22 protein-coding genes and 12 tRNA genes are annotated in these 24680 nt (G+C 48.1%); 27 read left to right on the plus strand and 7 right to left on the minus strand.

What is annotated here, in order from left to right; genetic code table 11:
* Window positions 1-260: 260 nt before the first annotated feature.
* Window positions 261-2225 carry a methyl-accepting chemotaxis protein gene (locus tag FJM67_RS14735; protein ID WP_140590879.1) on the minus strand — a complete coding sequence of 655 codons (1965 nt, stop codon included), beginning with the start codon at window positions 2223-2225 and terminating at the stop codon, window positions 261-263.
* A gap of 27 nt (window positions 2226-2252) precedes the next feature.
* Between FJM67_RS14735 and FJM67_RS14740 the strand changes: the two genes are divergently transcribed.
* Window positions 2253-2756: a methyl-accepting chemotaxis protein gene (locus tag FJM67_RS14740; protein WP_407943636.1), complete on the plus strand. Its 504-nt coding sequence runs from the start codon at window positions 2253-2255 to the stop codon at window positions 2754-2756.
* Between the two features lie 131 nt (window positions 2757-2887).
* On the opposite strand, the gene gcvP is transcribed toward FJM67_RS14740, so the two are convergent.
* The 3 genes from gcvP to glyA form a co-directional block, all read right to left on the minus strand.
* Entirely contained in the window at window positions 2888-5746 is a 2859-nt protein-coding gene (gene gcvP, locus FJM67_RS14745) for an aminomethyl-transferring glycine dehydrogenase (protein ID WP_140590885.1), read from the minus strand.
* 67 nt (window positions 5747-5813) lie between these two features.
* The gene (gene gcvH, locus FJM67_RS14750) at window positions 5814-6197 is read right to left on the minus strand and encodes a glycine cleavage system protein GcvH (RefSeq protein WP_140590889.1); all 384 of its coding nucleotides are present in this window, start codon (window positions 6195-6197) and stop codon (window positions 5814-5816) included.
* Window positions 6198-6248: 51 nt separating this feature from the next.
* Window positions 6249-7526: a serine hydroxymethyltransferase gene (gene glyA / locus FJM67_RS14755; RefSeq protein ID WP_140590893.1), complete on the minus strand. Its 1278-nt coding sequence runs from the start codon at window positions 7524-7526 to the stop codon at window positions 6249-6251.
* Window positions 7527-7847: 321 nt separating this feature from the next.
* On the opposite strand from glyA, the gene gcvT reads away from it, so the two are divergent.
* The 4 genes from gcvT (at window position 7848) to FJM67_RS14775 (ending at window position 11454) form a co-directional block, all read left to right on the plus strand.
* Entirely contained in the window at window positions 7848-8975 is a 1128-nt protein-coding gene (gene gcvT / locus FJM67_RS14760; protein ID WP_268888276.1) for a glycine cleavage system aminomethyltransferase GcvT, read from the plus strand.
* Window positions 8976-9060: 85 nt separating this feature from the next.
* Window positions 9061-9612, plus strand: coding sequence for an elongation factor P hydroxylase (locus FJM67_RS14765; RefSeq protein ID WP_140590898.1), 552 nt, complete (start codon window positions 9061-9063; stop codon window positions 9610-9612).
* Entirely contained in the window at window positions 9593-10708 is a 1116-nt protein-coding gene (locus FJM67_RS14770) for a 4-phosphoerythronate dehydrogenase (RefSeq protein WP_140590900.1), read from the plus strand. The genes FJM67_RS14765 and FJM67_RS14770 overlap by 20 nt, the downstream gene beginning before the upstream one ends.
* A gap of 20 nt (window positions 10709-10728) precedes the next feature.
* Window positions 10729-11454 carry a flagellar brake protein gene (locus FJM67_RS14775; protein ID WP_140590903.1) on the plus strand — a complete coding sequence of 242 codons (726 nt, stop codon included), beginning with the start codon at window positions 10729-10731 and terminating at the stop codon, window positions 11452-11454.
* A 66-nt stretch (window positions 11455-11520) separates the two neighbouring features.
* Here the strand turns inward: FJM67_RS14775 and htpX are convergent, their stop codons facing one another.
* A complete protein-coding gene (htpX, locus tag FJM67_RS14780) occupies window positions 11521-12402 on the minus strand; it encodes a protease HtpX (RefSeq protein WP_140590906.1) in 882 nt (293 codons plus the stop codon).
* Between the two features lie 180 nt (window positions 12403-12582).
* Here htpX and msrB point away from each other — a divergent pair, with 180 nt between their 5' ends.
* On the plus strand, window positions 12583-12954 hold the full coding sequence (msrB, locus tag FJM67_RS14785) for a peptide-methionine (R)-S-oxide reductase MsrB (protein WP_140590909.1): 372 nt from the start codon (window positions 12583-12585) through the stop codon (window positions 12952-12954).
* A gap of 14 nt (window positions 12955-12968) precedes the next feature.
* Here msrB and FJM67_RS14790 read toward each other — a convergent pair whose 3' ends face one another.
* Entirely contained in the window at window positions 12969-13556 is a 588-nt protein-coding gene (locus tag FJM67_RS14790) for a YajG family lipoprotein (protein WP_140590911.1), read from the minus strand.
* 140 nt (window positions 13557-13696) lie between these two features.
* Here FJM67_RS14790 and FJM67_RS14795 point away from each other — a divergent pair.
* From FJM67_RS14795 to FJM67_RS14880, 18 genes are all read left to right on the plus strand, one after another.
* Window positions 13697-13772, plus strand: a tRNA-Glu gene (locus FJM67_RS14795).
* Between the two features lie 54 nt (window positions 13773-13826).
* Window positions 13827-13901, plus strand: a tRNA-Gly gene (locus FJM67_RS14800).
* Between the two features lie 40 nt (window positions 13902-13941).
* Window positions 13942-14017: transfer RNA gene (locus tag FJM67_RS14805), tRNA-Glu, on the plus strand.
* A 36-nt stretch (window positions 14018-14053) separates the two neighbouring features.
* Window positions 14054-14128: transfer RNA gene (locus FJM67_RS14810), tRNA-Gly, on the plus strand.
* Window positions 14129-14169: 41 nt separating this feature from the next.
* Window positions 14170-14245 (plus strand) — tRNA-Glu (locus tag FJM67_RS14815).
* Window positions 14246-14274: 29 nt separating this feature from the next.
* Window positions 14275-14349: transfer RNA gene (locus tag FJM67_RS14820), tRNA-Gly, on the plus strand.
* A gap of 22 nt (window positions 14350-14371) precedes the next feature.
* Window positions 14372-14447: transfer RNA gene (locus FJM67_RS14825), tRNA-Glu, on the plus strand.
* 35 nt (window positions 14448-14482) lie between these two features.
* Window positions 14483-14557: transfer RNA gene (locus FJM67_RS14830), tRNA-Gly, on the plus strand.
* 41 nt (window positions 14558-14598) lie between these two features.
* Window positions 14599-14674: transfer RNA gene (locus FJM67_RS14835), tRNA-Glu, on the plus strand.
* Between the two features lie 54 nt (window positions 14675-14728).
* A tRNA-Glu gene (locus FJM67_RS14840) sits at window positions 14729-14804 on the plus strand.
* Between the two features lie 29 nt (window positions 14805-14833).
* Window positions 14834-14908: transfer RNA gene (locus FJM67_RS14845), tRNA-Gly, on the plus strand.
* Window positions 14909-14930: 22 nt separating this feature from the next.
* Window positions 14931-15006 (plus strand) — tRNA-Glu (locus tag FJM67_RS14850).
* 47 nt (window positions 15007-15053) lie between these two features.
* Window positions 15054-15860: an aminodeoxychorismate lyase gene (gene pabC / locus FJM67_RS14855; protein WP_140590914.1), complete on the plus strand. Its 807-nt coding sequence runs from the start codon at window positions 15054-15056 to the stop codon at window positions 15858-15860.
* A gap of 24 nt (window positions 15861-15884) precedes the next feature.
* A complete protein-coding gene (gene mltG / locus FJM67_RS14860) occupies window positions 15885-16913 on the plus strand; it encodes an endolytic transglycosylase MltG (RefSeq protein WP_140590916.1) in 1029 nt (342 codons plus the stop codon).
* Between the two features lie 8 nt (window positions 16914-16921).
* The gene (tmk, locus tag FJM67_RS14865) at window positions 16922-17554 is read left to right on the plus strand and encodes a dTMP kinase (RefSeq protein ID WP_140590919.1); all 633 of its coding nucleotides are present in this window, start codon (window positions 16922-16924) and stop codon (window positions 17552-17554) included.
* A complete protein-coding gene (gene holB, locus FJM67_RS14870) occupies window positions 17551-18483 on the plus strand; it encodes a DNA polymerase III subunit delta' (RefSeq protein ID WP_140590921.1) in 933 nt (310 codons plus the stop codon). Before tmk ends, holB begins: the two co-directional genes overlap by 4 nt.
* A 4-nt stretch (window positions 18484-18487) precedes the next feature.
* On the plus strand, window positions 18488-19285 hold the full coding sequence (locus tag FJM67_RS14875) for a TatD family hydrolase (RefSeq protein ID WP_140590924.1): 798 nt from the start codon (window positions 18488-18490) through the stop codon (window positions 19283-19285).
* 107 nt (window positions 19286-19392) lie between these two features.
* Window positions 19393-21813 carry a Lon protease family protein gene (locus tag FJM67_RS14880; RefSeq protein ID WP_407943637.1) on the plus strand — a complete coding sequence of 807 codons (2421 nt, stop codon included), beginning with the start codon at window positions 19393-19395 and terminating at the stop codon, window positions 21811-21813.
* On the opposite strand, the gene FJM67_RS14885 is transcribed toward FJM67_RS14880, so the two are convergent.
* Window positions 21810-22094, minus strand: coding sequence for a hypothetical protein (locus tag FJM67_RS14885; protein WP_235890083.1), 285 nt, complete (start codon window positions 22092-22094; stop codon window positions 21810-21812). The two genes, FJM67_RS14880 and FJM67_RS14885, sit on opposite strands and share 4 nt — an antisense overlap.
* Window positions 22095-22276: 182 nt before the next feature.
* Between FJM67_RS14885 and FJM67_RS14890 the strand changes: the two genes are divergently transcribed.
* The 3 genes from FJM67_RS14890 (at window position 22277) to FJM67_RS14900 (ending at window position 24526) form a co-directional block, all read left to right on the plus strand.
* The gene (locus tag FJM67_RS14890; RefSeq protein ID WP_140590930.1) at window positions 22277-22705 is read left to right on the plus strand and encodes a cytochrome b562; all 429 of its coding nucleotides are present in this window, start codon (window positions 22277-22279) and stop codon (window positions 22703-22705) included.
* A 61-nt stretch (window positions 22706-22766) separates the two neighbouring features.
* Entirely contained in the window at window positions 22767-23099 is a 333-nt protein-coding gene (locus FJM67_RS14895) for a hypothetical protein (RefSeq protein WP_140590934.1), read from the plus strand.
* A gap of 83 nt (window positions 23100-23182) precedes the next feature.
* The gene (locus FJM67_RS14900; protein ID WP_140590936.1) at window positions 23183-24526 is read left to right on the plus strand and encodes an IS1182 family transposase; all 1344 of its coding nucleotides are present in this window, start codon (window positions 23183-23185) and stop codon (window positions 24524-24526) included.
* Window positions 24527-24680: the final 154 nt, after the last annotated feature.

Genomic DNA, 24680 nt, shown 5'->3' on the forward strand with positions numbered 1-24680 from the left:
GATTTAAAAGAGAAAAAGGAAGGATTTCGGGCATTCCGATCACGTTTTTCGCTATTCCGATCGCCGATTCCGGAGTGGGGCTAAAAGTGATCGGATAATCGCGGAACCGGTGATCGGATTAAACCGAAATGGGCGATCGGACAATCCCGAAATGACCGGTCGGAATGCTCCGAAATATGCAGCCTAATCCTCCAAAACTGAACTTCTGGTCATAAAAAAGGAGCCCGCAGGCTCCTTAAGCATAGTTCCCGAACCGACCATTAGGTGCGGAAGCGAGAGACAATGCCGTTCACGTTTTTGCTTAGGTTCTCTTGTTTCTTACAGAGGTCGGCAAGTTCCGCAGAGATGGTCGAGATATCCGTAGCGGAGCGGGTAATGTTTGCAATGTGACCATTGATATCTGCGGTCACGGCTTGCTGCTCATTGGCAGAAGTCGCGGTGCGCATAGTCATATCGTGCATTTGTTTGACCACGTCCTCAATCTTATGGAAAGAGGCAATGGCTTGATCAGATGCCGCAGAAGCGTGTTCTGATTCATTCAAACAGTCCACCATAGCTTGGCTAGCAGCACGGGTGCGGCCCGACAAAAGCCCAAGGATAGAAGCAATTTGCTCCGTAGACTCTTGGGTACGTTGCGCTAATCCGCGTACTTCATCTGCTACCACGGCGAAGCCACGACCTTGTTCACCGGCACGAGCGGCTTCAATCGCTGCGTTTAGGGCAAGCAAATTGGTCTGCTCAGCGATATCGCCAATGGTAGACAGGATTTGGTTGATGTTGCCGGTTTCGTTTTCTAGCTCAGCAATAACCGCATTGGAATCCTGTAAGCGCTTGGTCAAGCGGGTAACACTATCGGTACTGTCTTTAATTAAGGTTTTACCAGATACCGTGGTCTCCAACACTTGCTCAGAGAACTGGGCTGATTCGGTACAGCTTTGGGCAGCTTCATTGGCGGCTTCAAGCATCTGCTCACCAGCTTGGGCAATCTGTTGTAACGCTAAACCTTGGTCAGAGGTAGCGTGATCCACTTCTTGGGCTTTTTGAGCCGTTAGTGTTGCTGTGCTGTTAATGTCGCCAGCTGCCCCTTTGATTTCTAGAATCATCGCACGGGTGCTTTGTAGGAACTGGTTAAACCACTGGGCTAGGGTGCCGGTCTCATCTTGGGTTTTGATATCGATCTTAGCAGTAAGGTCGCCTTCGCCTTCGGCAATGACTTTCAAGCTGTCAGAAACGGCTACAATCGGTGTTACTAGGCGATTCGCTAAGACGAAGCTAATTAAAATAAAACCTGCAAGCAACACGATACAAATCACGACAGTGGTTTGAATCATGTCATTGGTGGCAGCAAAAATCTCTTGTTCAGGCATTAGTGCCACAAATTTCCAATTTAGATTAGGAGAGGTCAAGATTTTAGCTTTGTAGGCTGCGCCGTTGATGCTCACATCGAACATACCGCTCTTGCTTGAAGCAATTTGTTTGTAAGCAGGATCACTCATTTCATTGATGTTTTTGAATGAGTTATCTGGGTTGATCACATCCACTAGAATCGCGCCAGTATCCTCGATAACCATTAGCGTCCCGGTATCACCAATCGGCGTGTTTTTCGCCATTTCGGTGAGTTTCTTGATGGAAAAGTCGATAGCCACTACACCAGCGAATTTGTTATTGCGTTTGAAAGAAGATACCGCTGATACATAGACAGCATCGTCAGGTTCCCAGTAGTAAGCTGGCCGCATCATCACCTTGCCTTGATTCTTTTCGGCAATGGTGTACCAAGGGCGTTCTTTGGGATTCCATTCGGCGTAACCATAGGTTCCTGGCCACTCCATATAGCCATTACCAGTATCACCCATGTAAACGTAAACCAAATTTGGATTCGAAGTACCTAGGTCTTCAAATAGATTGTAAACCTCTAACTCGGAACCACCATTTTTGCGGGCAATTTCCGCAGGGGCTTTTCCTTGCTTTTCGGCATAGGTAGTGAATAAGGGGGCATTAGGGTTGGTTACCGCATCCGCTTTTGACATAAATGCCACTGTATATTTGATGTCAGTGACGAATTGTTCAAAGGTCTTCTCTACCGCACTTAGGGTTTGAGTGCTTGATTCGTCGAAATCATGTACGGCTTGCTGACTATTCAAGATCGCTACGGCAATACCAACTATTAGTACGGGTAATACTGTCGCAAAGGAGAGAGCGAGCAGTAGCTTGGTTTTTATTCGCATAATGAAACCGGCAATATCGAGACTATTTTGTCGGTTATTAACGATATCGCTGATCAGACCAATCTACTGGCATTGAACGCGGCAATAGAAGCAGCTCGAGCCGGTGAATCTGGTCGAGGCTTTGCGGTGGTGGCTGATGAAGTTCGTACCCTTGCGCAGCGTACTCAAGAATCCACGACGGAAATTCGCGGTATGATCGAGCAGTTGCAAAAAGGCTCCGCTGCCGTGTCTGTGGCCATGACGGAGAGTAAAAATACCGCTAATGAGGCGGTTGAGAAAGCCCAGTTGGCTGATCAGTCTTTGAGTCGTATTCGCCAGTCTATTGAGCGCATCAGTGATATGAACTCTCAGATTGCTTCTGCGGCGCAAGAACAAAGTCATGTTGCCGAAGAGATTAATCAGAATGCGGTCAAGATCAAAGGCTTGTCTACTTCGGTAGTGGAATTGGCGCAAGGTTCGAACAGTGCCATGGCAGATCAAAAAGCCCATACCGAAGAGCAGAAGCGTTTGTTAGATCGCTTTATTGTTTGATAACTAATAAGCATATCCCACAAAAACCGGGCAAATCAGCCCGGTTTTTTTATGTGGATGTGTGCCGCTCACATGAAAAAAGGCCCGATAGTTAAACTACCGGGCCTTTGGTTTACCTAGTCGTCAGCTGCTTACAGGTAGCTTTCAATCGGTGGGCATTCACAGTAAAGATTGCGATCACCGTATACGTTATCGATACGGCCAACTGGTGGCCAGTACTTGCGAGCGCGAATCCAAGGCAGCGGGTAAGCGGCTTCTTCGCGGCTGTAGGCATGGTTCCACTCCGCTGCCATCAGGCTTGCCGCAGTGTGTGGTGCATTTACTAGCGGGTTATCTTCTAGTGGCCATTCACCAGCCTGTACCTTATTGATTTCTGCCTTAATCTGAATCATGGCATCACAGAAGCGGTCTAACTCTTCTTTGCTTTCTGATTCTGTCGGCTCAATCATTAAAGTGCCAGCAACAGGGAAGGACATCGTTGGCGCATGGAAACCGAAGTCCATTAAGCGCTTGGCGATATCTTCTTCGCTAATGCCAGACTCTGCCTTAATCGGACGAATGTCGATAATGCATTCGTGAGCAACGGTGTCGTTTTTACCCGTGTACAGTACAGGGTAGTGACCGGCAAGGCGCGTAGCGATGTAGTTTGCGTTCAGAATCGCATTGGCGGTTGCATCGCGCAGGCCTTGGTCGCCCATCATTTTAATGTACATCCAAGTGATCACCAGGATGTTGGCACTACCATAAGGGGCGGCAGAAACGGCACCATGTTGCACCGACTGTTGCACTACTGGTGATACGCTATGACCAGGCAAGAAGGGCCCTAGGTGCGATTTTACACCGATTGGTCCCATGCCTGGGCCACCACCACCGTGTGGGATACAGAAGGTTTTGTGCAGGTTAAGGTGCGATACGTCGCCACCAAACAAACCTGGAGGCGCAATGCCGACAAGAGCGTTCAAGTTAGCGCCGTCAATGTAAACTTGGCCTCCATGATCATGGACAACTTGGCAAACCTCACGGATATGTTCTTCAAACACACCATGGGTAGAAGGGTAAGTCACCATGATGCAAGAAAGTTTGTCAGCGTGTTGTGCCGCTTTTGCTTTCAGGTCATCAAGATCGATGTTGCCATTTTCGTCACATTTGACGATAACCACCTTCATGCCAGCAAGGGCAGCAGAGGCTGGGTTTGTGCCGTGGGCAGAGCTTGGAATCAAACATACATCACGGTTATGGTCACCACGGGATTTGTGGTACTTATCGATAGCGATTAGACCGGCGTATTCGCCCTGAGCGCCAGAGTTAGGCTGTAATGAGATGGTATCGTAGCCAGTGGCTTTAGATAGCATGGCAATCAAATCATCCAGCAACTGCTGGTAACCTTGCACTTGATCCAGAGGAGCAAACGGGTGGATGTTAGAAAACTCCGCCCAAGTGACTGGGATCATTTCCGCAGCTGCATTCAGTTTCATAGTACAAGAACCAAGCGGAATCATGCTCTGGTTCAAGGCGATATCTTTCACTTCTAGTTGATGCATGTAACGCATCAGCTCAGTTTCGCTGTGATGGGTGTTGAATACGGGGTGAGTTAGGTATTCATCAGTGCGCAACATAGCAGCAGGGATGCCTAGGTCTGCGGCGCTATCAGCAATTTCTTGCTCGGTTAGCAAAATGTTGAAGCTCGCAAGCAAGTCCACTATGTCAGTTAGGGTGGTGGTTTCGCTTACGGATAAGGACAAGGTTTTGCTGTTAACTTTAAACAGGTTGATGCCTTTCTGCTTCGCTGCATCAAAGATCACCTGAGTTTGGTCATTGGTTTTGATTACCAAGGTATCAAAGTGAGTGCTGTTTACTTCGAAAGTACTTCCCACTTTTTCCGCAATGATGCTAGTAAAACCAGCGATGCGGCTAGCGATTTTACGTAGACCTTTTGGTCCGTGATAGACCGCATAGAAGCCAGCCATCATGGCAAGTAGGGCTTGTGCGGTACAAATGTTTGACGTCGCTTTCTCGCGGCGGATGTGTTGCTCGCGGGTTTGCATCGCCATACGTAATGCAGGTTTGCCATGGCTATCGACAGATACGCCGATAACGCGACCAGGCATAGAGCGTTTGAACTTATCTTTTGTCGCTAGGAAGGCAGCGTGTGGACCACCGAAGCCCATTGGTACGCCAAAGCGTTGTGCGCTACCAACGACGATATCCGCACCCATCTCACCAGGAGATTTAATTAAGCACAGTGCCATTAGATCGGCAGATAGAGTAACCAAAGCATCTTGTGCGTGTGCTTTGGCAATGAAATCGGTTAGATCAACCACTTGTCCATCAATGCCGGGGTACTGGGTGATCACACCAAATACGTCGTGCTTGTCTAGATCCGCTAGCGGCGCAACTACTACATCGATTTCGAGTAATTCGGCACGCGTCTTGATGACATCAATAGACTGGGGTAAGCAGTTGTCGCTAACAAATAGGGTAGTGTTCTTTTTCTTACTAGAACGCTGCATCAACGTCATGGCTTCAGCGGCAGCGGTCGCTTCGTCTAGCAAAGAAGCATTCGAGATTTCCATACCAGTTAGATCAATCACCACTTGTTGGAAGTTAAGTAGCGCTTCTAAACGGCCTTGGGAAATCTCTGGTTGGTATGGCGTGTAGGCGGTATACCAGCCTGGGTTTTCAAGTAGGTTGCGTAGTACGGGAGTTGGTACATGGGTATCGTGATAACCCATGCCAATAAAACTGCGCGCGACACGGTTCTTGGCGGCAATGGCTCGCAATTGAGAAAGTGCTTCATTTTCCGAAACGGCCTGGTTGGAAAAGTCCAACGGCATATTACGAATGGCTTCCGGCACGGTTTTTTCAATCAGCTCGGTTAATGTGTTTGAGCCGATAGCGGCAAGCATTTGTTGGCGATCATTGTCGTCTGGGCCGATGTGACGGGAGATAAACTCATTGTCGCCTAATAGATCACGAATACGCGAAGTCATGGCATCAATTACCTACTTAAATGAATGGGAGAGGACTCGGACGACCAGCGCCCGAGGTATAGGCTGGTTAGGCGATAGCGGCGCTGTAGCCGTCGGCGTCTAACAATTTTTCGAGCTCAGCGGCATCGCTTAGCTTGATCTTGGCGATCCAAGCTTGCTCGTAAGGTGATTCATTGATCAATTCAGGAGAATCTTCTAGGTCACCGTTCACTTCGATTACTTCACCACTCACAGGAGCGTAAATATCAGAAGCGGCTTTAACTGACTCTACTAGGGAAAACTGCTCGCTAGCAGTAGTAGCAGAACCAACCTCAGGTAATTCGACGTAAACCACATCGCCAAGAAGATCTTGCGCGTGGTCAGTGATACCGACAGTAACAGTACCGTCGCCATTGTCTAATACCCATTCGTGGGAATCAGCGTATTTAAGGTTCGCAGGGATGTTGCTCATCACACTATTCCTATTTTAAAAGGGCCCGCGGGGAATACGGGCCCATATTGATTAGCGGTATAGAGGGAAGCGTTTGCAAAGCTCTTGAACTTCAGCTTTAACTCGGGCTTCCACTTCTGGGTTGCCTTCAGGCATTGCTACTAGACCGTCAAGTACGTCACTGATTAGGTGACCGACTTTACGGAATTCTTCTTCACCGAAACCACGTGAAGTTGCTGCTGGAGTACCTAGACGGATACCAGAAGTAACCATTGGCTTTTCAGTGTCAAACGGGATACCGTTTTTGTTACAAGTGATGCCAGCGCGCTCAAGAGCAGCGTCCGCAGCATTACCTTTTAGACCTTTTGGACGTAGGTCTACCAGCATTAGGTGTGTGTCAGTACCACCAGTTACGATGTCACAACCACGCTCAACCATTACTTCCGCTAGGGCTTTAGCGTTAGCAACGACTTGTTGGATGTATTCTTTGAATTCAGGTTTTAGTGCTTCACCGAATGCTGCCGCTTTACCAGCGATAACGTGCATTAGTGGGCCGCCTTGGTAACCTGGGAACACTGCAGAGTTGATCTTCTTAGCGATGGCTTCATCATTAGTTAGGATCATACCGCCACGTGGGCCACGTAGAGTTTTGTGAGTAGTCGTAGTAACAACGTGTGCGTGACCGAATGGCGTTGGGTGAACGCCAGTGGCAACTAGGCCGGCGATGTGCGCCATGTCTACCATTAGGTATGCGCCAACTTTATCAGCGATTTCGCGGAAACGTGCGAAGTCGATTTGACGTGGAATCGCAGACCCGCCAGCGATGATTAGCTTAGGTTGGCATTCAACTGCTTTTGCTTCTAGGGCATCGTAATCGATCAATAGGGTTTCAGGGCTTACTTCGTACTGAACCGCATTGAACCATTTACCAGACTGTGCTGGAGCCGCACCGTGAGTTAAGTGACCGCCAGAAGACAGTGACATACCCATGATGGTGTCGCCTGGTTGAAGTAGCGCTAGGAATACCGCACCGTTCGCTTGGGCACCAGAGTGAGGTTGAACGTTTACAAATTCGCAACCAAAAAGTTGCTTAGCGCGGTCGATGGCTAGTTGTTCAGTAACGTCTACGGCTTCACAACCACCGTAGTAACGTTTGTGTGGGTAGCCTTCAGCGTACTTGTTAGTTAGTACAGAACCTTGAGCTTCTAGTACTGCTTTAGATACGATGTTTTCAGAAGCGATAAGCTCAATGCCAGTCTCTTGGCGCTCACGCTCTTCAACGATAGTTGCGAAAAGCTCCGGGTCACGATCCTGTAGCGATTGGCTGAAAAAGGCTTCAGTATTAGCCATGTTGATATTCCTCTGTTAATGATTGTATGTCGTTGACATCAAGTGACACTGCTATTCTACCATCATGATCCTGTAAAAAGATGAAAAAAGGTCATCTTCACTGATAGCGGTTCGATAGCTGATTCGTTATTGTGTATTGTATCATAGACAAAAAGTTTCCGATTGGAAACAGGATTTCTTGAACAAACTGGCAATTTTTACGCTAGCCCTTATAGCACAAACGTTTGACGGCTTTATCGGTGGGTCTATTGGTCGCAAATGGTACTGAAAGCGTACTTTTTTGGTTGCAATAACCTATGATTCTTCCGATACTTGTTTCCAATCGGAAACAAGCTAACTAACTCAGAGGTTGCTATGAAACAAACCCCCCTATATCAAGCTCACGTAGATGCTGGTGCACGCATGGTGGAATTTGCTGGTTATGAAATGCCGGTTCAATATCCCATGGGAGTGAAGAAAGAGCACCTGTGGGTTCGCGAAAATGCAGGCTTGTTTGATGTCTCGCACATGGGGCAAGTCATTTTAAGCGGTGAAAATGTTAAAGCAGAACTGGAGTCGATTCTTCCAGTCGACGTACAAGGGCTAGCGGAAAATACTCAGCGTTACGGCTTCTTTACCAACGCCAATGGCGGCATTCAAGATGACTTGATGTTTGCCAACTGGGGAGACCGCATCTTTATGGTGGTGAATGCTGCTTGTAAAGATCAGGATATTCCCTACATGCAAACCAAGTTGGCCACTTCTAAGGTGGAACCAATTACCGATCGCGCTCTATTGGCCTTGCAAGGTCCTAAAGCGCGCGAAGTAGCTGGAAGAATGCTACCCGCATTGGCGACTATGACGTTTATGCAAACGGCTGTGGTTGAGTGGAATGGTTGTGAACTTTGGGTGAGCTGTTCTGGCTACACCGGGGAAGATGGCTACGAGATTTCTGTTCCAGCCGATCAGGCTGAAGCCTTCGCTGCGAGCTTGCTAGCACAGGAAGAAGTGGAATGGATTGGTCTTGGTGCCCGTGATTCGTTGCGTTTGGAAGCGGGTTTGTGCCTATACGGTCATGATTTGGATGAAACAACTTCCCCTGTGGAAGGGAGCCTAACTTGGGCAATTCAGAAGGTTCGTCGCCAAGGCGGTGAACGTGAAGGTGGTTTCGTCGGGGCGGATGTGATCCTTGGGCAATTCGCCGAGGGCGTTTCCCGTAAGCGTGTGGGTTTTGTTGTGGATGGTAAAGCTCCAGTGCGCGAAGGTGTCGAGATTGTTACCGCAGACGGTGAAGTGGTTGGTAATGTAACCAGTGGCGGCTTTGCGCCTTCCCTGGAGCGCCCCATTGTCATGGGTTACGTGCAAAGCGCCTACTTGGATACAGCGCTTTTCGCGAGTCTTCGTGGTAAACTAATACCTCTAGAGTCTGCCAAACTTCCGTTTGTGCCGGCACGTTTTTATCGCGGCTAATGCCACTTATCCTCAATTGAGGGTAGGGTAGTACAAATTTCAAGGCGCCGGACGATGAGTTCGGCGCTTTTTTGTGTTTCCTCTTATGATTTCGATAACATCCAAGCAAGTTGAGCAAGCGTTTGTCTCTGCTTTTTATAATGAATACAAAACGCTGTTAAAAGGTGGGTTTGACGAGCCATTTTATCGTGCAGCGACTGATCAACGTCCTGAAGCGGTGATCGAGTATCGGTCGGATTATGTGGCCAGTGCTTTACATGAAGTGGCACACTGGTGTGTGGCGGGACCTGAACGTCGTAAGGTCGATGATTTTGGTTATTGGTACACCCCTGATGGTCGTGACGAAGATATTCAGCGTCAATTCGAAGTGGTTGAAGTGCGTCCCCAAGCTTACGAGTGTTTATTTACTTGGTCGCTAAAACGTCCTTTTCGGGTTAGTGCTGATAACCTTGCTTTACACGATTATGACGACAGAGATTTTCAAGCACGAGTGATTGCTGAAGTAGGAAGTATTTTGGCAAGCGAGATGCCTCCCCGTGTGGCGCGGTTTTGCCAACATCTGTGGGGCTTAGTTTCTTCCCCAGAACACAAACTGACAAACTGGTTAGAGCAGCAGTATGAAAATTTTAGCAGATGAAAATATGCCCAATGTACACCGTCTGTTTGGTGGTTTGGGTGAAGTTGTCACCAGTCCTGGAAGAACCTTAACGCCAGCCATGTTAGATGGGGTTGATGTGTTGTTAGTGCGTTCGGTGACTAAAGTAAATGAGGCGCTGCTGAAGGATTCAAGCGTTAAGTTTGTCGGTACGGCCACCATAGGTACGGATCATATTGATCTTGAATACTTAGCGCAGCGGGGGATTGGCTTTGCTAGTGCGCCGGGGTGTAACGCAGACGCGGTAGCGGATTATGTATTTAGTGCTTTAAGTTACCTTTATTTAACCCGCGGTGTAACTTGGTTAAACGCGAAAATCGGTATTCTTGGACACGGCAATGTGGGCAAGGTAGTGGCAAGTCGGTTTAAAGCACTAGGCTGTGATGTGTGTGCTTATGACCCTTTGTTGGCGGATTCGCAGTTTAACGTTGAGCCAGCCGATTTGGCGACAGTAATGGCTTGTGATGTGATCTGTCATCATGCCCCCTTTACCGCAGAAGGTGAGTACCCGACTAAAGGTATGATTAATGCGGACCTTATTGCTAACTTGCAACCTGGACAAACCATCGTGGCTGCTGGCCGTGGTGGTGTTATTGATGAGATCGCTTTAGTAAAACGTCAGCAAGAGCTGCAAGGGTCGCTCAATCTGGTGTTTGATGTGTGGCAAGGAGAGCCAGAAATAAATCGAGAGCTTGCTCCGCTATGTGACATCGTTACGCCCCATATTGCCGGATATAGCAAACAAGGGCGCGAAAAAGGGACCTGGATGGTATATCAAAGTTTGTGTCAGTTTTTCGGTTTAGAGGTAAAAATTGACTACCAAACTGCCGTGTCTCGGGGTAGCATCGGGCATCTTGAATTAAATGTGCAGCCGAGTTTGCACGATTTAATCGCCCGAGCATGTCACGCTATCTACGATGTTGCTCGAGACAGCAACCGTTTTCGTTATAGTTACTTGAATGGCTCCCACAGCGGAGTTTTTGATTGGTTGCGCAAACATTATGTAGAGCGTGATGAATTTGGCACCTGCCAAGTTCGCCATGCGAGCCTCGGGGCATTGGGTTTTGAGTTGATTTAGCAGCTGCAGTAGGAGTCCGGATGGCGGAGCTGAAACAAGTAGATATAGATGATCTGGATGTGGCCATTGGAACCAGTGTCCAGCTTGAGTTTATTTCTCCTCCGGGGCGTCACACGGTAAGAGTATTGGGCAGGATTCCTGGACGATCTTTGATTGTTTCGTGTCCCAAGGTGAATGGTAAAAATATACTAGTTAGGGATAGCCAAGTGGTTAACGTGCGCCTCATGCTAGATACTGCTGTTGCCGCTTTCTCTTCAAAGGTGGCGAAAAGCTACCTCGATCCTGCTGGTCACCTACATATTGCCAAGCCTGCCTATGTGGAAACCTCTGTGGTGCGTCAAGCTGTAAGGGTAGAGACGCGCCTTATTTGTAAGCTTGATCCTTTGTCAGGAGATCCTAAATCTATTCTGCAGGCAGCCAACGGTATTGTTGTGGATTTGAGCCTGGGAGGCTGTAAAGTCCTATCCAAAGAAGATTTTGGCTCTGTGAATCAAGTGATGAAGATGGCTGTCAACCTGACAATTGGAGAGTACAGTCACATCTTGAAAGTGGATTGTGAGATCCGTAATCAAGAAATCCAGATGATTGAGCAGGTTCAAGCTACACTTGCTGATAATGCCTTTTTAGCCAATTTGGGGGTGGATTATCTCTATGTGTATGGGATTCGATTTAGTGAAACAGGTAAGGAAATGGGCATTCCCTTGATGGCTTATATACTTGATACACTCAAGAAAAAAGGCAGGTAGCCGAGACCCTTGGAGTTGCACGGAAATTAAAAACGGGAGCTTGGCTCCCGTTTTTATTGCTTTAGATTAAAGATTCTGCAAAGCACGAATCCGATCATCGATCGGTGGGTGGCTAGAAAATAGCTCACCGAAGGTGCTGTTGCGTCCTTTACGGATGCCAAACGCCACCATGCTTTCTGGCATCGTATTCTGCTCGTTTTCAGCTTGGATGCGTGCTAGGGCGGCTATCATGGCGCCTTTGCCTGCCAAACGAGCGCCAGCTTCATCGGCACGGAACTCACGGTAGCGGGAGAACCACATCACAATCATGCTGGCCAAAATGCCAAACAGAATTTCAAATATGAAGGTGGCGATGTAGTAGCCCCAGCCTACAGAACCACTTTCTTCATCATCCTTGCGAAGAAATTGATCTACGGCATAGCCTGCAATGCGGGCAAAGAACATAACAAAGGTGTTCACTACCCCTTGGATTAGGCTCAGCGTTACCATGTCGCCATTGGCAACGTGCCCGATCTCATGTGCCATTACGGCTTTAATTTCATCTGGTGGGTAGCGCTCTAGCATGCCGGAAGACACGGCAACTAGGGCGTCGTTCTTGTTCCAGCCAGTGGCAAACGCGTTGGCTGAGTGTTGTGGAAATACGGCCACTTCAGGCATTTTGATGCCTGCTTTTTGGCTTAGCTCTTCTACTGTGCCAAGCAGCCATGCTTCCTTATGGTTGCGAGGTTGCGTTATAACTTCTGCTTTCGTGCCGAATTTCGCCATGGTTTTTGATAAAAATAGAGAAATCAGGCTGCCTGCGAAGCCAAATACGGCGCAGAATATTAATAGAGAAGTCAGGTTTAGACCGCTACCAGATAGGTAGTGGCTGACGCCGAGTAGATTGAGAACCACACTGGCAACAATCAATACGGCAATATTGGTTAATAAAAAGAGAACTATACGCATCTCATTTGCTCCGAGGATTAACGTTAATACGGTAATGGTGCTGAGACTGGAAAAATCAAGTTAAGTTCTGCCGTGTTTAGTAGATTTTTCACTGGATAAAACCATTACATTTTGTTGTGGTCGAAGGTGTTTTATGACAAAAAACTAAACGCTAGGCCAATAGCGAGAGAGGAAGAACAAATGACAGACTGGCAAGACAAATTAACCCCTGAACAATATCGTGTTACTCAAGAAAAAGGCACAGAAGCGCCTTTTACAGGCCAGTACGAGCATTTTTACGAGGCCGGTGAGTATCATTGTATTTGCTGTGGTGCGCACCTGTTTTCATCGGTGACAAAATACAATTCTGGCTCCGGTTGGCCGAGCTTTTACGATACTGTAAAAGAAAATATCAAAACCCTATTCGATGCATCCCATGGTATGCGTCGAGTAGAGGTGGTGTGTGGAAAGTGTGAGGCCCATTTAGGTCATGTGTTTGAAGACGGGCCAAAGCCAACAGGGTTGCGCTACTGCATCAACTCCGCTGCGTTGGATTTCAAACCAGCGGAGTGAGTGTGGGGCAAGATTTAAGGAAGAGGGCGACGAAGTAAAGTCATGACGTTCGGGTCAGCCACTAAACGTGCCACAGTATTACGAATAAGCTTGTCGAGGCTGGCCTCAACTTCATATGCGTCAGGTAGAGTGCCGTATTCGTCGACAAGCTCAGACTCGTAGTTAGCTTTGTAGTTTGTTGTGCCTGCGACCACATTGGCATTTAATTTAAAGCTGATCGTGGCAATTGTCTTTAAAGCTTGGGTTTGGGTGGTGTAACTGAGTTCAGTGATGGCAAGTTGTAGTTGGTGAGCTGGTTTATTTGACGTATTGATCTGGCTAGCGACTATGCCTTGCGCTTTGAGTTGATTAATTAGCTCATTGGCAAGCGCGGCTTCCGGAGAGTTGTTGACGACTAAGTCTGCTTGTTCACCAATGCCGGTTGTAATAGTGCCTATGTTACTGTTTACACTAGATTGGCTGCTAACTATCACTGTGGCGTTTTGGACTTGCTGAGCCGCTACGGGTGTTTGCTGTAACAGGTTGAGTTGGTGTGTCGTGGATGCGCAGCCAGCTAGCAGTAATAGAGTGGCGGGTAAAAATGCGAAACGGGATATTTTCATAATCTGACTCTTAGTATTTTCGATTAGTTGGTGTTTTTAGATAGTGGCGGTAGAAAATGACAGTTAATTTAAAAAAGTTGTTGATTTTCCGTTTGGTAACAGTAATATACGCACCCGCTTGCACAGCAAGGCGCCGGTGTGTCCCATTCGTCTAGTGGCCTAGGACACCGCCCTTTCACGGCGGTAACAGGGGTTCGAACCCCCTATGGGACGCCAATCTAAGGATTGGCTGTTTTTACCCAGCATAGCCTAGTTTGCGGCAAGCTTAAAGCGGGAATAGCTCAGTGGTAGAGCACAACCTTGCCAAGGTTGGGGTCGCGAGTTCGAGCCTCGTTTCCCGCTCCAATATCTACTCAAAGAGTAGGGCTTCTAAGGAAGCAGATGTGTCCCATTCGTCTAGTGGCCTAGGACACCGCCCTTTCACGGCGGTAACAGGGGTTCGAACCCCCTATGGGACGCCAACTTAAATGCGGGTTGTTAAAATAGCATGACAGTATGCGGGAATAGCTCAGTGGTAGAGCACAACCTTGCCAAGGTTGGGGTCGCGAGTTCGAGCCTCGTTTCCCGCTCCAATTTCTACTCGAAAGAGTAGGGCTTCTAAGGAAGCAGATGTGTCCCATTCGTCTAGTGGCCTAGGACACCGCCCTTTCACGGCGGTAACAGGGGTTCGAACCCCCTATGGGACGCCATCTTAAGTCAGATGTAAAATGTCTTCTATGCGGGAATAGCTCAGTGGTAGAGCACAACCTTGCCAAGGTTGGGGTCGCGAGTTCGAGCCTCGTTTCCCGCTCCAATTTCTCTACGCGAGAATATCTGTCCCATTCGTCTAGTGGCCTAGGACACCGCCCTTTCACGGCGGTAACAGGGGTTCGAACCCCCTATGGGACGCCAACCTAAATGCGGGTTGTTAAAATAGCATGACATATGCGGGAATAGCTCAGTGGTAGAGCACAACCTTGCCAAGGTTGGGGTCGCGAGTTCGAGCCTCGTTTCCCGCTCCAATTTCTACTCGAAAGAGTAGGGCTTCTAAGGAAGCAGATGTGTCCCATTCGTCTAGTGGCCTAGGACACCGCCCTTTCACGGCGGTAACAGGGGTTCGAACCCCCTATGGGACGCCACCTAACTCAAGCTTTCGTAGCTGGTGTAAAAGAGTCGAAAGTACGCTTTCATGTGTCCCATTCGTCTAGTGGCCTAGGACACCGCCCTTTCACGGCGGTAACAGGGGTTCGAACCCCCTATGGGACGCCATCTTAAGTCAGATGTAAAATGTCTTCTATGCGGGAATAGCTCAGTGGTAGAGCACAACCTTGCCAAGGTTGGGGTCGCGAGTTCGAGCCTCGTTTCCCGCTCCAATTTCTCTACGCGAGAATATCTGTCCCATTCGTCTAGTGGCCTAGGACACCGCCCTTTCACGGCGGTAACAGGGGTTCGAACCCCCTATGGGACGCCATCTACTTTCCTGATATCATCAAGCCTTTCAAGTTAAGGCATTCTCTTATGAAGTGGTTCGTCAATTACCAGCCTACTAATGCACTCGATATTAATGATCGTGGCTTGGCCTATGGTGATGGCTGTTTCGAGACAGCAGTATATGACCCTCAGCACGGCCTGTTACACCTCGATGTTCACTTGAGCCGTTTACTGCGTTCCTTGCGTCGTCTTGCTATTCCGTTTTCCGGTGAGCAGTCAGCAAATCTGTCTCTATTTCTTCAAGCGCTACATTCTGAATGCCTGGAGCGTTCAGTGATTAAAATTGTTGTAACCCGCGGAGCAGGGGGGCGTGGCTATTTGCCGCCTCAGGAACCTAACGTGGTGGTTGCTGTCGGGATAGCGCCGATGCCGGATTATTCTTACTGGAAACAACATGGGGTAAAGGTTTCAGTTTCACCGATAACCGTGTCCCGCAATCGAGTTCTGGCGGGGATGAAGCATCTATGTCGGCTAGAAAATGTGCTGGCCAAACAACAGTTATTACCGGATGAATTTGAAGCTATCATGGTGGATGAGTTCGGCAATGTGGTGGAAGGTATCCAAAGTAATATTATCTGGCGTAAAAGCAAACGTTGGTACACACCAGCCCTGTCACGGGCAGGAGTTCATGGTTGTGGTCGTCATGTATTGGCGTCAAAGCTTGATTGTTTGACTATTGGACAGTTTTCCACAAGTTCCCTAGTCGATGCTGACGCAATCTATTTTATCAACAGTGTTGCTGGAGCCATTCCGGTTGCTCGGTTCCAAGATCAAGATTATCAGTTTGGTCAGCATACCCAGTGGTTGGATCACCAATTGTTGGTCAGCGAATAGGTTAAGACATAAAGATAGGAATCTATGAATACAATTAAATGGCTGCTAGGACTAGTGTTCTTGGTTGCTAGCCTATTGGCTGGCGCAGCATACGGCATCTACTATGGCTTGACTCAGCCACTTTTGATTAGCGAGCCACAAGAATACCAAGTGGAAGCAGGATACACGGCAAACCGAGTTGGGGATCAATTTGCCGCTAGGGGCTGGATTTATCATCCGATGTTGGTACGTGCCGCAATGAAGCTCAATCCCCAATGGGTTCTCAAAGTGGGAAAATACCGTTTAGAACCGGACATGAGTTTATTGGACGTGCTAGCCTTGATTGACTCCGGCAAAGCCATCTTCCACGAAATTACCTTGTTGGAAGGGAAAACGGTAAAAGACTATATCCAATTAATGGCGGCTAAGGGCAATATAGAGATGACATTAGAGGGTGCTTCGTTACGGCAAATTGCTGAGGCGTTAGGGACAGATTACGCCAGTGCAGAAGGATTAATTTTCGCCAATACCTACCGCTACCACGACGGCGACCGAGATATTGATATCCTGTTGCATGCCCATGACGCGCTCAATCAACAGCTTGAACAAGCATGGCAGCAACGTTCACCGAAGCTTCCCTTGACTGACCCTTATAGTGCGCTAATTATGGCCTCGATAATCGAGAAGGAAACTGGGGTGCCAGAAGAGCGGGGACTCATATCTGGCGTATTTGTGAATCGGTTACGTAAGAATATTCGCCTGCAGACTGACCCAACGGTAATTTATGGCCTGGGGGATAGATTTAATGGCAACCTAACCCGTGCTCACTTGCGTGAAGATACGCCATTCAATACATATCGTATTGATGGCTTGCCACCGACGCCGATTGCCAATGTTGGTAAGGCCTCCTTATTGGCTGCGGTGCAGCCCGAACATACGGATGCCTTATATTTTGTTGCCCGGGGTGATGGTACCCACCAATTTTCACGGACATTACGGGAGCACAACGAAGCGGTAGCACACTTTCAAAAATATCGTCGCCGCAGTGACTATCAATCTTCACCGAATCAATAGGGGTTAACATGAAAGGGCGTTTTATTTCTATCGAAGGCGGAGAGGGTGCAGGCAAATCGACCGTCATCAAGTTGGTCAGGGAGTGGCTGCACGAACGAGGCTATCAGGTAGATCTTACTCGGGAGCCAGGTGGTACACCGATGGCCGAAGAGATTCGTCAAGTCATGCTGGCACCAAGGGATGAAACAGTGGACAACTTAACCGAGTTGTTACTGGTATTTGCCGCTCGGCGACAACATGTTATGGCCAGAGTATTGCCAAAACTACAACAAGGCGAGTGGGTCGTATCAGATCGCTTTTTGGATTCCAGCTACGTTTACCAAGGCTTAGGCCGAGGCATAGACACCCGTACCATCGATATGCTGGCGTCACTGACCGTTGGGGATACCTTGCCTGATTTAACTTTGCTATTGGATGTGCCGGTAGATATCGGCATGGAACGTGTTCGTTCCCGCGGCGCGAAAGATCGTTTGGATGGAGAAGCCTTGCATTTTCACGAGCAAGTTCGTCGTGGTTTTTTGCAGCGCGCCGAGCAGGACCCCAGCCGTATCAGTGTGATTGATGCGTCAGGCACATTGGAAAGCGTCTTGGAGCAAGTTCGCGTGACGTTAGAGCAGCGTCTATTTTCAGGTGACCAATGACTTTTGCCAATTGGTTAAATGAACCTTACCAGCAATTGTTACGACGCATACTACAAGGCCGTCTGCATCATGCCACCATGATACTTGGGGAAGCAGGAGTCGGTCAGCGACAGCTCGCAGATGCCGCGGCTGGGTTATTATTGTGCCAGTCTTTGACCGAGAATGGCCCTTGCGGTCAGTGCCACGGATGTCAATTATTTAATGCTGGAAATCATGCAGACCTGATGTTGGTGGACCCAGAGGGGGCGACCATACGGGTAGATACTATCCGTGATTTGAATACCCAGATGAGCAAAAAATCTCAAGTTGGCAAGGTGAAAGTCGCCGTTATCAGTCAGGCCCAGCGCATGAACATTAACGCCGCGAATGCGCTCTTAAAAATGCTTGAGGAACCACCTGAGAATAGTTACTTTTTACTCACCTCAACATCCGCCAGTAGTCTATTGCCAACGATTCGTAGTCGTTGTCAGCTGATCAATATCCAGCCAGCCCCTTCGGCTGTCAGTGCTTGGTTGACCGAACAAAACTTGAGCAACGCTGATCAGCTGGCTTGGTTAGGTGTCGGGCCATACGATTTATTAGCTCTAGATAACAGTCAAGAGCTCGATTTCTATCGCAACTTTCCCTTACAACTGCAACGTTGGCTGGCAAGTGAAATAACCACCCAGGAATGGCTCAAAGGCGCTAAGTCCGAAGAGCAGGGTTGGTATTTGAAGGCGTTTTCCGCATTTTTTCGGGCGACCTTAGCATACAGTGCGGGGCAGCCACTGCCAGTGGTGTTAGAGGCTCCGGTGACGCTTGCTTTACAGCGCTTTACCCTGGATCGCTTATTGCAAATTCATCAGCGTTTATTGACGTTGCAGGATTCGATGAATCGCACCAACTTAAATACTTCGTTACAACTTACAGCAGAAATTAATTCTTGGTAGTTTTATGTTAATAGATACACATTGTCATTTGGATAAGCTTGAACTGGATCAGTCACCGCATCGCCTAAACGAGCTACTCAGCCGTGCTGAAACTGCGGGGGTAAAGCAAATCCTGACCATTAGCGTGGATCTTGATAATTTTGAGCAGATTTACTCCCTCACGGAACATGCTGGAATCTGGGCGAGCTGCGGTGTTCATCCGTTGCACGAGGCGGGTTTATTAACTACCCCTGAGCGCCTGGCCTTGTTAGCTCAAGCCCCCAAAGTAGTTGCGCTTGGCGAGACTGGGCTGGACTACTTCTATGATAAGGAACCGGCCAATCACCAACGCCAGCAACAGAGTTTTGCTATTCATTTGGAAGTAGCCGGTCAGCAGGGTTTGCCCACAATCGTACATACCCGCGACGCGAAAGAAGATACCCTTGCTCTGATCAAGCAGCACGGTAACCGGGATATCGGTGGCGTATTACATTGCTTCACCGAAGATTATGATATGGCAAAACGTGCCCTTGATGAAAACTACCTGATTTCCATTTCTGGCATTGTGACCTTCCGTAATGCCGACGATTTACGCGCCACTGTCAAGAAATTGCCGTTAGAAAGTTTGCTAGTGGAAACCGATTCTCCTTACCTTGCACCTGTTCCTCACCGAGGGAAAAAGAATGAGCCAAGCTTTGTTCGGGATGTGGCTCAGTTCGTTGCCGATATTAAGGGTGTACGCTATGAGGCGTTACTAGAACAAACTGCTGCGAATTTCTTTAGCAAGTTCTCCAAAGCCGATCCTAGCAGCCTACTTAATTGATTTTAAATAGAAGTTTGCAAAATAATTAATGAGTCGAGGCAGCGAGTACGCTAAGCTCGACACTAAATTCAGAATAATAGCACCGCCTAAAACAAGGATGCCGAATGATGTCTAATACGGTTAAGCCTCTTGCAGCAGAACAGCTGTGCGCCAAAGTTCCTACACACCATTTACCTTTTAGCTCTTTAAACGAGATTGAGCCGCTCAGCGGCATTTTAGGACAGGAGCGTGCCGTTGAGGCTATCCAGTTCGGTGTTGCCATGCAGCGTCCCGGTTACAACATTTATGTTATGGGGGATTCTGGTACTGGTCGTTCCTCCTATGTAACTAGCTATCTGCGCAGCGAAGCCAAACGTCGTTCGGCGCCGAATGAATGGGTATATGTCAACGATTTCAAAGAAAATCGTACGCCAAAAGCGATTGAGTTCAGCCCGGGTAAAGCCAGCGAATTTGAGCAGGATTTGCGTACCGTGATTGATGGCTTGATGGCGACATTCCCTGCGGCGTTTGAGAACCCCACTTACCAACAACAAAAAAGTGCGATTGATCGCGCCTTTAATGAGCAGTATGAATCGGCTATTAACACGGTAGAGCGCTACGCCCTCAAAATCGGGGTAGCTATGTTCCGGGATGCCTCTTCGGTGAGTTTTGCGCCCATGCGTGATGGCAAAGCATTAGAAGAGAACGAGTTTACTACCCTAAGCGATGACGAGCGGGATGCCTTTCAAGCGGCGGTTTCGGAGCTTGAAACGCGCTTGAATGACGAGCTGCTCAGTTTGCCCCTGTGGAAACGCGCTTCTTACGAGCAGCTACGCGACCTCAATCTTGCAACGGTCAATGAGGCATTATCACCATTAATGGCTCCGGTTTTTGAAAAATACGCCGAGCACCAGGGTGCCAGTGACTATCTGCAAGCCATGCGCGAAGATCTGGACAAGGTGATTGTCGATCAGATGGTTGATGATAAGGAAAACGTAGGGCGCGATGAAGTTGGTCGCCGCTCCATGTATGAAGAACTTTATCTACCTAATATTGCTGTTACCCATAAAGCGGATGGCGGTCAGCCGGTGGTGTATGAACCACATCCGACCTACCGCAACCTATTTGGGCAGGTGGAATACAGCAGCGATCAAGGTATGTTAGTAACCAGCTACCGTCTGATTCGCTCTGGTAGCTTACATCAAGCTAATGGCGGATACCTGATTCTTGATGCCGAAAAACTGCTAACCGATCACTATCTATGGGAAGCGCTTAAGCGTGCCCTCAAGAGTAAGTGTCTCAAAATCGAGCATCCTTACGCCGATATGGGATTAATGAATACCACCACCTTGTCACCAGAATCGATTCCACTGCAAGTTAAGGTAGTATTGATTGGCTCTAGAGATATTTACTATTTACTGCAGGATGCTGACCCAGACTTCCAGGAAATGTTCCGTGTATTGGTGGATTTTGACGATACCTTGAAACGCAACCCCGAGTCTGAGTTAGCCTTTGCGCGTCTGTTAAAAGATCGTGTTAATCGGGAAGGGTATGCGGATGTGACCCAACAAGGAGTGGCACGACTGATCGAATACAGTAGTCGATTAGCGGAGCATCAGCGGGAAATGGCCGCACAAATTGGTGACGTATTTGAACTGCTCGCCGAAGCGGATTTTACCCGACAAATGGCGAAAGATGACGTGATTACCGATGTTCATGTCACACGCGCCTTGGCGGCAAAAAAACACCGTACTGGCCGTGTCAGCGAAAAGATTATCGAGGAAATCCTTGATGGCACTATTTTGCTGGATAGCCAAGGTTGGGCGGTGGGTAAAATCAACGGTCTTACCGTGATGCAAATCGGTGATAGCAGTTTTGGCGCGCCAGCGCGAATTTCAACCACCGTTTACCCCGGCGGTAAAGGGATTGTAGATATCGAGCGAGAGTCTAACCTTGGTCAAAACATTCACTCCAAGGGAGTGTTGATACTATCCGGCTACTTAGGCAACAAATATGCCCAACGCTTCCCGTTGGATATCTCTGCCTCTATCGCCATGGAGCAAAGCTATGGCTATGTAGATGGCGACAGCGCCTCGACTGCCGAGTTGTGCTGCTTGCTGTCGGCGCTCATTAATGTGCCGTTACGTCAGGACTTGGCGATTACCGGCTCGTTAAACCAGCATGGGGAAGTACAGGCCATTGGTGGGGTCAATGAGAAGATTGAAGGCTTTTTCAATGTGTGTTTTGCGCGAGGATTAACGGGAACCCAAGGGGTCATTATCCCAAAATCCAATATGTCTAACTTAATGCTCAGCGATGAAGTTGTTGCCGCCGTGGCAGCAGGTCAGTTCCACATCTATGCGGTGGAGAAGGCGGATCAAGCCCTGGCATTATTGACCGGCATTGAAGTGGGTGAGGCAGATGAAAATGGCGACTACCCAGAAGGCACGCTCTCCTATCGTGTCATTCAACGTTTGGAAGCCATCTCTAAGCTGGGCGAAGATGATGGAAAAAATGAAGACGAGAAAAGCGAACAGGAAAAGGCCTAGTATTTGCCTTGGGTGCGTTTGATAAAGCCTGGGGTACAGTTTCCGTCCACTAGGTAAAACACGCTGTAATACAGGTCGCCAGCTTTGATATAAGTGGCGACCTCTTTAGTACGACTGGGGTGATGACGTTTTAATACTACGGGTAAACGAAAGCTCGACCCGTTCATCAGCGCCTCTGCCGCCTTATTCGCCACGTCTTTAGCGGTACGATCATCGCACTCTGCTACTGAAACAGTGGCAGCAGCCATCATTATCATGCCAATTAAACAGCGGTGAATCACAGGATATCCTAATCTTTGAGCCTAGTGGCATCATACCTTAGAAACTGGGATTGTCTAATGTATTAGGTTTTATGCAAGTAATGTGAAAGTATCGTCAGGTTATCAACTTAGTGCTTCCTTAATGGAACAGCTTGGGTATCTTGTTGTCATTACTAAACCAACACCAAAACTAGGAGAGAAAAATGCGCGCATTAGTAGCCGGTATTATTGTTGCAGGACTGACCACTTCCTTTGCCCATGCCAGTGGCAGCTGTGACGAAACCACGCTTTATAAGTACATGGACGATGTGAAAACCAACATGAAATCCCTTTCATTTGAAGTAAAGCAGGGCAACATGGAACAAGCGGGTGTTCGTGTCGACAATATTATTGCGGCCTTGGAAAAGTCTAAAAGCGAAACTCCGTTCCTTTTTACCGAAAAAGGTCTTGAAGGAGACGAGCTAGCGAAACGCCAAGGGGATTACCAGGAAGTCATGGACGATACCATCGCCGTATTTAAAGCGTTGGATCAAGCGCTAGAAAATGGCGATAAAGACAAGCTGAACGGTTTGATGAACGAAATCAACGATCAGCGTAAACGTGGTCACCGTGCATTTAAAGCGGATTGCTAAGGGACTTGATGCGTTGTGAGCGCGACATTGCTATAATCGGGGCATTCATTGAGAGGTAGCTATGGCGCGCGTTAAAAAATCACGAACTTTAAAAGGCAAATTAGGTAAGACAGGCTCTAAAGAGCAGCTCAAGGAGCAAAGAAAAGCCCAAAAGGCGGCTGCTCCTCGGGCATTTACCGCGAAAAAAGCCAAGCAACGCAAATTACAAGCAGTACGCAAGCTGGAGCGCCTTGGTTTGGCTAAGCCAGAAGAGCCAAAAGTAGCGGCTCCACGACCACGGCGTTTTGTTTATGAAGCGCCCGTTATTGTCGGGGAAGTGTCCGACATTGACGATCAAGAGACGATCGAAGTCACCACTAATGATTTGCTCTCTGCTTTAACAGAGCAAAACTAACACCTCCGAAAAAGAGCTGCCTTTGCAGCTCAGACTGCTGATAAAGTCCTCGCCTTTGTGCGGGGACTTTTTATAATAGCCTTATGCTTAAAGAACGCCCCCAAACCCAATCGACTCTAGAGTTTGTCTCCATTGATGAACTCGTCCCAAGTGACCATCTTCTTCGTAAGATTGACCGAACTATCGACTTCACCTTCTTACATGACTTAGTGAAGGATTTTTATTGTGCGGACAACGGTCGTCCTGCCCTTGATCCAACCCTCATGTTTAAGCTGCTATTTATTGGCTACCTCTTTGGAATACGCAGTGAGCGTCAGCTAATTCGTGAAGTCCAAGTCAATGTGGCTTATCGCTGGTTCCTTGGTTTAGGTTTAACAGACAAAGTCCCGGACGCTTCAACTCTTAGCGCGAATCGAACTCGACGCTTTAGAGAGTCCGATGTGTATCAGAAGATTTTTGATGAAATCGTTCTTCAAGCTATGAAGAAAAAACTCGTTAGTGGCCATACCTTCTACACCGATTCCACTCATCTAAAAGCTAATGCCAACAAAAAACATTTTCACAAAGTGTTGGTTGAGCAATCTCGTCAGGCGTATATGGATGAACTGGATCAAGCGGTTGAGGAGGATCGAATACTTCATGGAAAAAAGCCTTTACCGCCTGAAAAGGTCAAAGATAAAACACGAGAAATAAAGCAGAGCACAACCGATCCTGAAAGTGGTTACATGGTGCGAGACACCAAACCGAAAGGGTTCTTCTACCTTGATCATCGAACGGTTGATGCACGCTGTAACATTATTACCGATGTCCATGTCACCGCTGGCAACGTGCATGATGCTGTGCCGTATTTAGAACGACTGGATCGAATGAAAGATCGATTTAAGTTTCACGTCACGTCCGTGGGGCTGGACGCGGGTTACTTCACTTCTGCGGTCTGCCATGGACTCGAAGAAAGACACATCTATGCGGTGATGGGCTATCGACGACCCACTCATAAAAAGGGCTTCTTTTATAAGCGAGAGTATCAATACGATGCCGCGAATGATGTGTATATCTGTCCACAAGGACAGCCACTGATTTACAAAACCACGTCACGAGAAGGCTATCGCCACTACGACTCAGACAGCAAAATCTGTCAAAGCTGCCCAGAGAAAAAGCGCTGCACAACCAATAAAAACTCCGTAAAAACTCTTACTAGGCATGTCTGGGAAGACAGCAAAGAGCGAGTGAATGCGCACCGCTTAACGCCGGCTGGAAAAATCATTTACGCAAGGCGAAAAGAAACGGTAGAACGGAGTTTTGCGGACGCAAAGGAACTACATGGGTATCGCTACGCGAGGTTTAGAGGAATAGATAAAGTATCTTCACAGTGTCTACTGACAGCTGCCGCCCAAAATATGAAAAAGATCGCCCTATTGCTTAGTTAAGGGTCTATCTTGCTAAAAAACCGTTCAAAAAGGGCGTCAAGTCATCTAAAACATCTCATGGTGTAGTGGCATAGTGAATTTGGCCACCTGAATAGAGGTGTTAAAATGCACCTCTCAACTAAACAGGTGACACTATGGCAAATCGTACAAGACG

This window comes from Maribrevibacterium harenarium (assembly GCF_006385675.1).
GTDB lineage: Bacteria > Pseudomonadota > Gammaproteobacteria > Pseudomonadales > Marinomonadaceae > Marinomonas > Marinomonas harenarium.